8 protein-coding genes are annotated in these 12,206 nt (G+C 36.0%); 3 read left to right on the top strand and 5 right to left on the bottom strand.

Annotated features, from left to right (window positions below; translation table 11 throughout):
* Positions 1-1,370 precede the first annotated feature (1,370 nt).
* On the top strand, positions 1,371-1,469 hold the full coding sequence (locus OXU93_RS07505) for a photosystem II reaction center protein I (RefSeq protein WP_267383585.1): 99 nt from the start codon (positions 1,371-1,373) through the stop codon (positions 1,467-1,469).
* Positions 1,470-1,617: 148 nt separating this feature from the next.
* Entirely contained in the window at positions 1,618-4,152 is a 2,535-nt protein-coding gene (locus OXU93_RS07500; RefSeq protein WP_267383584.1) for a DUF3769 domain-containing protein, read from the top strand.
* A gap of 263 nt (positions 4,153-4,415) precedes the next feature.
* On the opposite strand, the gene OXU93_RS07495 is transcribed toward OXU93_RS07500, so the two are convergent.
* The 5 genes from OXU93_RS07495 to aroC form a co-directional block, all read right to left on the bottom strand.
* Positions 4,416-5,300, bottom strand: a complete 885-nt coding sequence (locus OXU93_RS07495; protein ID WP_267383583.1) for a sigma-70 family RNA polymerase sigma factor — start codon at positions 5,298-5,300, stop codon at positions 4,416-4,418.
* Between the two features lie 515 nt (positions 5,301-5,815).
* Positions 5,816-6,595, bottom strand: a complete 780-nt coding sequence (locus OXU93_RS07490; protein WP_267383582.1) for a photosystem II S4 domain protein — start codon at positions 6,593-6,595, stop codon at positions 5,816-5,818.
* A gap of 430 nt (positions 6,596-7,025) precedes the next feature.
* Positions 7,026-8,006 carry a GHMP kinase gene (locus OXU93_RS07485; RefSeq protein ID WP_267383581.1) on the bottom strand — a complete coding sequence of 327 codons (981 nt, stop codon included), beginning with the start codon at positions 8,004-8,006 and terminating at the stop codon, positions 7,026-7,028.
* Complete coding sequence (locus OXU93_RS07480; RefSeq protein WP_267383580.1) at positions 8,000-8,734, bottom strand: nucleotidyltransferase family protein; 735 nt, start codon at positions 8,732-8,734, stop codon at positions 8,000-8,002. The genes OXU93_RS07485 and OXU93_RS07480 overlap by 7 nt, the downstream gene beginning before the upstream one ends.
* Positions 8,735-8,769: 35 nt before the next feature.
* The gene (gene aroC, locus OXU93_RS07475; RefSeq protein WP_267383579.1) at positions 8,770-9,858 is read right to left on the bottom strand and encodes a chorismate synthase; all 1,089 of its coding nucleotides are present in this window, start codon (positions 9,856-9,858) and stop codon (positions 8,770-8,772) included.
* 396 nt (positions 9,859-10,254) lie between these two features.
* On the opposite strand from aroC, the gene sir reads away from it, so the two are divergent.
* Entirely contained in the window at positions 10,255-12,165 is a 1,911-nt protein-coding gene (gene sir, locus OXU93_RS07470; RefSeq protein ID WP_267383578.1) for a sulfite reductase, ferredoxin dependent, read from the top strand.
* Positions 12,166-12,206: the final 41 nt, after the last annotated feature.

The following is a 12,206-nucleotide window of genomic DNA, read 5'->3' as shown; positions in this document are numbered from 1 at the left end:
TTGTTGTTGAAAATCATGATTCGGTATTTTTTACCGGCAATGCAGTCTACATTAGTTTAACAATCGTTTGGAATAAAATTGATTATGGACTAAAAAACGTTTAATAGATATATATTTTTAGGTAGTATAAATTATATCAACAGAATACCTCAAAGCTGGTGAACTGCTAAATTTTTGATACTAAAAGTAATTTAATTGCCCTAAATCGCGTTTACATATAAATAAATTAACTTAAGAAAAACCGTATTATTTTACTGCAATCTTATCTTTATTATCTTTCTGATGCAGGGAAGATTAACAATACCCTTTACCAAATCATAAAAAATCAGGAACGGTTTCAGGGAGTTAAACTGCACTTTAGTTAAGAAAAAAACATATGCGTATCTTATGGACTGAGCGTAGGATTACATAAAAATTTTGAGAGAGTAAACTAACTAAATAGTATTCTAGTTTATCTCTTTCTTTTAAAAGAAATAAGTTATTGAGCTAATTTTATTTATTTCCAATACGTAGGATGATAAGTATATTTGTTTTAGACAAAGTTAAACTAAACAAAATAATCCTTATCCCAAGATACATATAAGTTAAGAAAATTAATATTTATATTAATTTTCGGAAATCAATGCTTAACTCAATATTCAGTAAACCAAAAGATAGTAAACTATACCATAAATAAATATTTTATTAGTAAATAATATCGTTGAGTATCAAAAAATAGATTTCCAACATAAAAATCAAGAGTAACTAAAATTAATTTTGATATAAAGAGTACTAATAGTTAACTTAAAACACTAACAATAATTGTGATTTTTTTTAAAAGCAGTATTTGTATTAAATCATTTAATGATACGAAACTTAAGTTGTGTTCAAAAACATAAAAAATATATTTTTATATAAGAACTAATATAGTTGTCGGCAAAATAATGTATTAAAGATTAACTATACACTATGATTTCAAAGTCTATAAAATCAGATATTAATATCAAAATACTTACATGGTTTAGATAACTCGAGTTGATACACTACAATTTTAAATGTAAACCTAAAGTGTAAAATATAAAACTAATAGTAATAATATTTGTTATAAGATTAGAGTCAAAACTAACTTAAGTATTTTAGTCATAAATACTAACACTCAAATCCTTATAAATAAAAATAGATTCAAGCTAAAAAATAGTTATCTGTTTTGTACACGGCCAATTATTTTAGTTAAATTAAGATCATCTTATCGCTATATTACGGCATACTTCAATAAGTCTGTTGTCTTCTGACCATTTCTTTCCAACTCAATACTAAAATAAGCTAAAGTTAGCAAGATGAAACGTTTATTTGAAAACTGGAGTCCATTTTAATCAGGAGATTAAAATAAGATGCTAACCATAAAAATTGCAGTTTATATCGTCGTTGCTTTATTCATTTCTCTATTTGTCTTCGGTTTTCTATCGAGTGACCCAACTCGTAGACCATAGACCGACAGATTTTGAGTAAGCATAATTTGACTGTGTTAACTTAGGTGATTAAGACGATAGGGACGAGATTTACCTCGTCCAGAACGTTCTTCTGCTGAGTCACGCTGCAGGTAGCAATTAACCCTTTAAGCCTGATTTTATCGAAAAGATGCCCCCATTCGTCCCGCCACCTAATCTGCCCGCGCTAATTCAACCTATAGCCCTTGACCCCCAAGGCAATCACATGGAAATTCTGACTGAAGAATTGTCCGCTCACACCCTCCTTGGGAAACGCTCCTTCCTTATTTCTGAGATACCAATTTCGGTGCTTAATCCCCCACCGTTGGAGTCCTCTAGAAAAATTCCAGTAGCAAAACCTCTTGGAGTTATTGAATTTTATCTATCTGACCCAAAAGAAATTCCCACTAAGTTTTTACCCTCTAATTCTTTACCTAAAGACGATAATGCCGAGGTATTAGGAAAGCCGATTTCCGTTGGTCAACTGTCTTCAACAAAAGTTACATCAACAGTAGTTAATGCTGTTCCTAACTTGAGCTTTAGTCCAAATCAAAGTTATGATAGCCTCTCAAATACAGTCCATCGTCTTATTACCCGTAAACGAGGGGGACCAATACGAGAATTTGAAATCTTAACTTCTTCTACAGCAAAAGGACAAAAAACTTCTGTTAATCAACAAACATTAGAGATTATTTCTCAACCCTTACCCCGGTCAGATAACGCCTCACCCCCAGAAGAAGCAATAAGGATAGTGGAATTGATTGCTGATAGGCAGGAATATGATTCTAAACAGAAGGTAGTCTATGCTGAGGGCAATGTGGTAATGCGCTTTGCTAATGGGGTCTTATTGGCAAAGCACTTACGTGTTAACCTACCCGATCAATTTGTTGTCGCCGAGGGAGAAGTTGTACTTGAACGAGGTGAGCAAACCCTACGAGGAGAAAAGTTTGAGTATTATTTTGTGCAAGATCAAGGGGTGGTTTTCAGCGCAAATGGGGAGATTTATCAACCTACAACAGGAAAAGACTTTTCTCCAGGATTACCTAATGATCCTACTAATGATTATATTCCTAACCAAACATTAAATGAACGCCTAGCAGTCAGTCAACCTCTACAACGAATTACTACTACTGAAGGGTTTCGTTTCGGCACTTCTTTTGATTTTGGAAAAGAGTCCATAGGACTAGGAACTGATGTTCCTAATTTACCAGCGACCCAAGTACCGTCCAAGGGAGGACAAATAAATCGCATCCGCTTTCAGGCCGAACGGATGGAATTTGATGGAGACGGATGGAGTGCCACAAATGCTCGTCTAACTAATGATCCCTTCTCCCCCCCCGAATTAGAAATTCGAGCAGAAACAGCAACATTTCGCAACATTGCCCCATTGGTAGATGAAGTAAAATTGACTAACTCACGAGTAGTGCTTGACCAAACAAATTCTTTTCCTACTCAAGATAGGTTGATTTTAGACCGGCGTGATCGCCAACCTGGAGTAATTTCTTTCGGTTATGATGACCGTGATCGTGGAGGATTATATGTACAACGGGGATTTAATCTGGTCGATAATGACACAGTAAGTTGGGAATTTAAGCCCCAATACTATATTCAAAAAGGATTATTTCCCGACAGTATTACTACAGATAATCCCAACACTGATCTATTTGATGCAGACACAGATGATATTGATGCTATCAGTCCCCCAACATTTGGATTCATCAATAGAGTTGAGGCTAACTTTAGTGGGAACACTAAATTGTTTTCCCGAACTTCACTAACGAGTTTGGATTTCAACGACCGAACTGAAGAACATGTCCGAACAAAAACCTATATTGAACAGAAGGTTCCTTTGTTCAATATGGTTAATGATTTACGGTTTGAATATAATTATCGTGAACGTCTTTTTAATGGATCCTTAGGTTTTCAAACTGTCCGAGATAGTTTGGGTTTACTTTTTGTATCTCCTCAAATTCCTCTCGATGAAAAGGGGTTACTGCAGCTGAGTTATCAAGCATCTTTACAAAATGTTAATGCAGACACGGATCAACCAGAATTACTTGCCTCAACCAGAGAAAATAATCGTGTTACCCTCTTTCGTACTCAAGGGGCTGCATCAGTAAGCCGGCCCTTTATGTTGTGGGTAGGAAAAGCTTTACCTCCAACTTCTGGAGAAGGGCTGCGTTATACTTCTACCCCCGTACTACCTTTTGTTCAACTTTCTACTAGTGTAACAGGAGTGGCTAGTCTCTATGGCAATGGTGATTCTCAACCTTCAATTTCGGGCAGTATTGGAGTTTCAGGACAGTTAGGTAATTTTTCTCGCCCCTTTTTCGATTATACAGGGTTTAATCTCTCCTTTAGTCAGGCGCTGCGTGGAGATCCTTCTCCATTTTTATTTGACCGTTTTGCAGATCTTAAAACTATTTCTTGGGCATTAACCCAACAGCTGTATGGACCTGTACGTTTTGGGGTTCAAAGTGCCTTAAATATTGATACTGATGATGAAATAAACACGGATTTATTTCTTGAATATAGTCGCCGCACTTATAATATTCTTTTACGTTATAACAGCCGTCTTCAAGTAGGTTCTATCAGCTTACGAATCAGCGACTTTAATTGGAGTGGTAATCCAGGTCCATTCGATGGAACAGGGATTCGCCCAGTTATTCAAGGAGTTCCTCGTTAATAATTTCCACCCACAGTGGATTCATAGTAACTACAAAATTCTGTCCTAATATTTTTTTAGAGGTATTGTATCCAAATCAGATTATCCTTGACATGACACTAGATGCCTTACTAAGTTCAATAAATGAAACGTTAATCTTAAAAATACTTACCATCCCATTAGATTTTAAATTGGATAGAATCTAAATCGGTATTAAGGTGAGTCACGATTTATACGCTTCAAAATAAGATCCCGACGTGGCATTACCCATCCTATAGTGTGCCTTATCCTGTTAATTCTTGAAAAGGGGTGGCTTTTTGTTTTAGAGTTCTCATCGCTCTATTATTTAGTAATCGTACTCTTTCATGGCTCAACCCACATTGTTGACTAATCTCTTTGTAGCTCATTCTTTTCCCATTTTGTAAGCCATAACGTAAAGTGATAATTTCTCTTTGACGAGGTGGTAGATTATCTAATAACTCATCAATTTTTGATTCAAGTTCTTGTTGACTTACAAAATCATTTGGTGATCTTGTTTCATTGGGTAGTATATCTTCCAATTCTGTATTATGTTCATCTAGAACAATATTTAAACTACGAGATTTTGTTTTATAAGCAGCCTGGCTGATAGTTCGTAATTTATCTAGAGGAATCTTTAGCTTTTGAGCTATTTCCTTTTCTGTAGGTTTTCGTCCTAATTCAATAGAAAGTTCCCGCAAGGTTTTCCTAATTTTATTAAGGCTATCAATGATATGAATAGGAAGACGAATAGTCCTCGCTTGTTGAGCAATTGCTCGTGTAATAGCCTGACGAATCCACCAATAAGCATAGGTAGAAAACTTATATCCTAAATCAGGATCAAATTTTTCGACTCCTTGCATTAACCCAATACTCCCTTCTTGAACTAAATCCAACAAAGATAATCCACGATTTTGATATTTTTTAGCGATGGAAACAACCAAACGTAAGTTAGCTTTAACTATTTTTTGCTTTGCTTGTTCTCCTAGCTTTATTGCTGTTCGTTCTTCCATAGTTAATTTTTCTTTTTCTGAAAGGAATGTCATTTCCTTGACTTGAGAGGCAAGGTTAAATTCTTCTTCAGAACTTAATAAAGGGATTCGTCCAATTTCTTGCAAATATATACGGATGCTGTCAGTTGATTTAGCCATTTTCTGCCTAATTAATATAGTTAGGATATGTAATAAAACATTAAGTCTGATATCTAGTAAGCTAGTTCAATGTTAAAGATGAAGATAATTTCCGTTCTATTAACTAAATACTTAATAAGGACACATGTGTTCCTACAATCACTTTAAGCTATTTTTCTATTCCCAACTTGCTTTTTGAGTAATATCTATCTCGATGCTCGACTGTCTAAATCAGGCTATTAATGCAACTGCCTATTTTTACTTTAACCGAACTCTCTCATTGACCTAATTACATATACATAACCTAGCAAATTTTTTATGTTTTGTACAGAAGTCAAAATAAATACTTTAAATTTTTGCACAAATACTATTCTCCCAAAATCAAGAGAGAGAGAATACTAACTATTTATGGCAATAAAACAGAAATAAAGCTACTTTTAAATCCTCTATAAACATAAAGATAGCTCTTAGATAGATACAATATAAACAACTCTTATCTACCTTACAAAAAGGAATAGACTAGATGAAGTATACTCCTATTGTAACCGAGTTAGTTGAATCCGATAACGTTGTTTTTTTGTGATAGTAACTTCCCCAACTTCTAAACGTCCTTTACCTCGGACAATAATTAAGTCTCCAGATTCAACAGCATGGCTTGCCTGAGTAATATCTTTCCAATTAACTCGTACATCTCCTGAATTAATTGCATTAGCCATTCTACTTCGAGATATCCCAAAACCTGCTGAGGCCACTGCATCTAAACGCATGGAAGCTTCTACAGTAGTTATTTTTTTAGTTCTTGGAGCATGAATGTTTAATTCACTTAATGCTATTGAGTGAGTTTTGACCGGAACCGAACGCACCTGAACAAGAGAATTTTCAAGAAACTCCGCTATTTCGGGAACGACTATCACTTGTGCTCCCCGTTCCCCTAATACTACGATATCTCCCATCTTTTCGCGGACAATTCCTATTCCTGAAATTGCTGTCAAGAAATCTCGATGATTAGCAGGATCAAATAAAAAGTTTCCTGCGATATGCAGGACGGTTAGTGGAATCTTAGAGGTATTCAAAGAAATTTCAGTACGAGCTATACCCACTCGTTGTCGTTCTGCTTGAGAATATCCTCCCCACGTCACAATTTCAACTTCGGTTAATCCTTGAAATAGTCTTTGAACTTCATTGATAACAGAAGGACAAAGGAAGTCACTGACTATAATCTCCCAAGTTTTCAAGGCTATTTCTGCCTGATCAATAATAAGGGAAATCGCTTCCCTGTTTTTAATCTCTTTTAACAATTTTTCTCTAGGTAACATACACTATTGACCATATACTCTACGAGTTGTATTCTTATAAATTTTTAGGATTGCATTTTTCTAAAATTTTGACGGCGTTCTTGTTGAGCTATTGAAGATTTTTGAGGCAAGATAATTGCTTGCTATAATTTAATTAATCATAATCAAAGACATTATTTATTGCCCCGTCTGTTAGGTTTTTGGCAGCGCCCCCTAACATAGAATTAGTCTGTTATCTTATCAATACAAAGGCGTCCAATTCAATAGCTATATCAAACACATAACCCCTAAAAAGCTGAAGAAAAATTATAATTTGACAAATAGTTGGGTTACATTCATTTAGATAGCCGTATAGGTTTACTCGTCCTTAAACAACAGTAGAAAAGCCTAATTTAGAATTAGAGCGAGGATTAGTTAGAAATAAAGTTAATAAATAGAGAATTAATCTAAATTATGAAAAAATAATTTGAGAACCCGGGGCATTAATTTTGACGGAAAGCACCTCATGCTGGATAAAAGCCTGTCTTAGGTTTTTATGTGACTCTGGAGGCGCAAAAAACAATATAAAACCTCCCGCTCCCGCTCCTAATAGCTTACCACCCCAAGCCCCCGATTCTCGACCTAAATTATAAAGACTATCAATTTCTGGATTGGAAATTATAGTATCCAAACTACGTTTTGCTATCCACGCTTGGTGCAATAATTCTCCAAAAGCAGATAATGGTTGGTTAGTGGTCAAAATATCCCATCCTTGGTCAACCATTCTGCGCATTTTTTTAAGAATATCAGTATTATCAGCAACTCGTTTTAATTGCTTAGCCACCACTTGAGATGCTTTGCGTTTAATTCCGGTAAAAACAATAAAAATATGAGATTCAAATTCAGTTAATCTTTGGGGAGATAGAGGAATTCTAGTGACGATTATATCTTCTTCAGTTCTAAATTCTACTAAGTTAAATCCCCCCACTGCTGCCATTAATTGATCTTGACATCCTACTCGATCTTTAACTAAATGGCGCTCCACATAAATGGCTTCATAAGCCAAATCCAAGGGCTTTACAAATTCCCCCTTAAAGCTATGTAGTGCTTGAAGTAAAGATACGGTGAAAGCGGAAGAAGAACCTAACCCGGTGAACGCCGGTAAGTCAGCCACATTATGCAACTCAATGTCCTTTTCCAAACCACAGAATTTCAGGCATTTTTGATAAACATTATGCTCTAGTTCATCAACAGCTCTAACTAATTCTACCTTTCGGTAAGATACCCGAATTAAATAATCAAATAAATGACTAGGAAATGGGGTCGCTGTAACATAAGAATACTTATCAATTGAAGTTGCTAATACTGCACCTCCATGTTGAAGAAAATGCTCAGGATAATCGGTTCCACCGCCAAAGAAACTAATTCTAACTGGTGCGCGTGAAATTAGCATGGGTCGAGTAGTTGGCTAAAGTTTTCTAAGATAAAAGCTTCTGCTTTTGGTAAAGTTTCAGGAGTTCCAATATCTAAAAATGGAGCTTTGATTTGGTGAACTTTAATTAGCATTTTTTTCTTGAGTAATACTGGAAAAATATCATATTCAAAACTTAGGGGAAGTCTTGATGGAAACTCTTCTAGAATCTGATGACGAAACAAATAAACTCCGCAATTAATGATTCCTGAACCTTTGCACTTTTCGGCGAAACTTATAAGATTTCCTTGTTCATCAATGACTAAAGAACCATAACGAGAAGTATCTTCTGTAGATACTCCTAGAATAACTCCATCAACCTTATAATCATCCAAATAACTTACCATTTCATTGAATTGAGCAACTACTAAAGAATCCCCATTCATCACCAACCAAGCATCAGGAGAAATATTAAGTTGTTTAACTCCATTAAGAAAGCCACCGGCAGTTCCTAACGGTTGCTTTTCTTGACAACAATAAACCTCTATATCTGGGATAGGCTGACTCTGAAAATGTGCTTCAATTATTTCTGACAAATAACCTGTTGAAAGAATATTTTGGGTTATTTTTTGAGATTTCAGATATCTTAAAATCCATTCCAAAAAAGGTTTATCAGCAACAGAAGCCATAGGTTTAGGAACTTTAGGAAGTAAATGTTTAACTCGCGTTCCATGTCCCCCAGCTAGAATAACTGATGTAATCTTTCTCATACTTCAACCATTAACCACTGACTATTAACCATTAATTAAATCACTCCACATTGTCCCTGTTGACGCAAGAGATGATCACATAAGACTAAAGCGACCATTGATTCCACCATAGGAACAGCACGAGGCAATACACAAGGATCGTGTCTTCCTTTTGCAGTTAATGTGGTTTCTTCTCCCATTCTATTTACTGTTTTTTGCTCTTTTCCAATAGTTGCTGTAGGTTTAAAAGCAACCCTAATAATAATATTCTCTCCGTTACTAATTCCTCCCTGAATGCCTCCTGAACGATTGGTAATAGTGCGAATTCCCCCGTTTTTATCTATATAAAATTCGTCATTATGTTCACTTCCGGTTAATAAAGTTCCGGAAAATCCTGAACCAATTTCAAACCCTTTACTGGCTGGAAGAGACATCATACCTTTTGCTAAATCTGCCTCTAATTTATCAAAAACAGGCTGTCCTAGCCCTTTAGGGACCTGACGAGCCACACACTCAACAACACCACCAATAGAGTTATTATCTCGTCGAGTTTGATCAATTAAATTAATCATTTTCTTTGCCGTTTTTTCATCAGGACAACGTACAATGTTGTTTTCTACTTTATCGAGGGTAACTGTTGATGGATCAATGACTCCTTCTAAGTTTTTTATCCGCTTAACATAACCGATGATTTCCATATCTGCTACTTGTTTGAGAATTTTTTTAGCGATTGCCCCGGCGGCTACTCGTCCAATAGTTTCTCTTGCTGAAGACCTCCCTCCTCCTTTCCAGTTACGAATCCCATACTTCGCTTCGTAGGTAGCATCTGCGTGAGAAGGACGAAACTTCGTAACCATTTCATCATAATCCTGTGATCGCGCATCCTTATTTCGAACGAGAATAGTTATGGGGGTCCCTAGAGTTTTTCCCTCAAAAACTCCTGATACAATCTCACAGGCATCGGTTTCTTCTCTAGAAGTGGTGATCTTGCTTTGTCCAGGACGACGACGGTCTAAATCAAGCTGAACGTCGGCTTCAGAGATTTCTAAGCGTGGAGGGCAACCATCAATGACGACTCCAACTCCTCCACCGTGAGACTCGCCGAAGGTGGTAACGCGGAATAAATGTCCGAAGATATTACCCATAAATACCTGTTAACTAATGTCTGTTAATTAATGTCTGTTAAATTTGATTGTTCTACCCTCTAGTTTAGAGTAGTCAATAGACAATAGGCAAGGCAAAATAAGACGAAAGTTTAAAAACAAAAGTTAAGATATAAATTAAGATAGAAAACACATATAAATAATCAGGAATATAAGAGTATTTTTCTGTAAGAATCAGGTTGTTTATCTACTATAAAAAGTCCTTTAAATTAGAAAATATTTTATAGTAGTAATTCAAAACACTATCTGTAAGAACTATCATATTTTTTAAAGAATTAATATGACTTGATAACGTTAAGATTTGAGGGTATGAATCAAAATCTAACTTAGCTTAAGGGCGAGAAGATCCGAACGTGTTCCTAGTTTAATTTTATAGAAATGGTCAATACTTCAGTTTCATCCATCAAGAAGGTATCTAAGCTGGAAATAATTAAAGAGAAAAGTAACTTTTTAAGAGAACCTCTAGCTACAGAACTTTTAGAAGAGACAACTCATTTTACAGAAAATGCCGTTCAAATTCTCAAATTTCATGGCTCTTATCAGCAGGATAATCGAGATAATCGAGTTAAAGGACAAGAAAAAGATTATCAAATGATGTTGCGAACTCGCAACCCTGGGGGTTTTATTCCAGCTGAACTATATTTAACCCTGGATCGTCTTAGTGATGATTATGGAAATAGTACCTTACGGGTTACAACACGTCAGGGATTTCAAATTCACGGTATTTTGAAAAAAGATCTCAAAACAGCAGTTTCAGCAATTATTAAAAGTATGGGATCAACCCTTGGGGCTTGTGGAGACCTCAACCGCAACGTTATGGCTCCCCCTGTACCGTTCAAAAATCGTCCTGAGTACCAATATGCCTGGGAATACGCTGATAAAATCGCCGATTTGCTCAGACCCCAAACTGAGGCTTATTATGAAATTTGGCTTGATGGCGAAAAGTTTCTTAGTGCGGAAGAACCCTCCGAAGTAGTTACTGCTCGTCAATGCTGTAGTAACAAAACTATTTTTGCTGACAAGGAGGAACCTATTTATGGGAAAAATTATATGCCCCGTAAATTTAAGTGCAGCGTAACTGTTCCAGGGGATAATTCTGTTGACGTCTATACCCATGATGTCAGTTTAGTAGTGATAACTGACAATAAGGGCATTCTACAAGGATTTAACATCTTAGTAGGAGGCGGGATGGGACGCACCCATAACAAGGAAGAAACCTTTGCAAGGATGGCTGATCCTATCGGTTATGTAGCGAAAGAAGATGTCTATGATGCATTAAAAGCCATTATCGCTATTCAACGGGATTATGGTGATCGCGTTCAACGTCGTCATGCCCGAATGAAATATCTGATTAATGATTGGGGAATAGAGAAATTTCGCTCTAAAGTCGAGGAATACTTTGGTAAATCTTTAGATACTTTTAAGATACTTCCCAAATGGAAATATCAAGATTTTTTAGGTTGGAATGAACAGGGAGATGGTCATTTATTCCTAGGGATTTCAGTTACAAATGGTCGAGTAAAAGACGAAGGAAATTTACAACTCAAAACCGCTTTACGCCGTATAATAGAACAATTTGGGTTACCTATGCGGTTAACGGCTAATCACAATATTATTCTATATGAGATTGATGCTAGTCACCAAGAGACAATCGAAGAGATTTTACAAGATTGTGGTGTAATTACTGATCCTCAAGAAATTGATGCCCTAACCCGTTATTCTATAGCCTGTCCAGCTTTACCCACTTGTGGTTTAGCAATTACCGAATCAGAACGTGTACTACCGGGGATTATTGAGCGGATTAAAACGATTTTATCTAAATTAGATATGGCATCAGAGGAAATTGTCATTCGGATGACAGGATGTCCTAACGGTTGTGCCCGTCCCTACATGGCCGAATTAGGATTTGTGGGGAGTGCACCAAATACTTACCAGATTTGGTTAGGGGGAAGTCCTAATCAAACAAATTTGGCTGAACCTTACCTCCAAAAATTATTTGATAAAGACATAGAGAAATTCTTAGAGCCTCTATTTGTCTATTTTAAACAAGAGAAGATAGAAAAAGAAAGTTTTGGTCAATTTTGTCGTCGAGTTGGCTTTGCCTCTTTGAGAGCGTTTAGTGAAAATTATCAACCTATCAAGCCGCGTCGTATCCGCAAAAATCAACATCGGGTCAGTATTTCTGATAAAATATTCGTCCAACTAAAGGCCTTCTCCGAGACAAACAAACGACCGATGAATCAGATTGTTAATGAGGCATTAGAGAATTATTTTAATCAAGAAAACTAGGAGTTAATAGAAGAAAAAAATTAAATTACAAGATTTACAAA

The organism is Cyanobacterium sp. uoEpiScrs1, from assembly GCF_947331815.1.
Lineage (GTDB): Bacteria > Cyanobacteriota > Cyanobacteriia > Cyanobacteriales > Microcystaceae > Rippkaea.
Note: the sequence above shows the minus strand (reverse complement) of the source record. Positions and strands in the feature narration are given on the sequence as shown.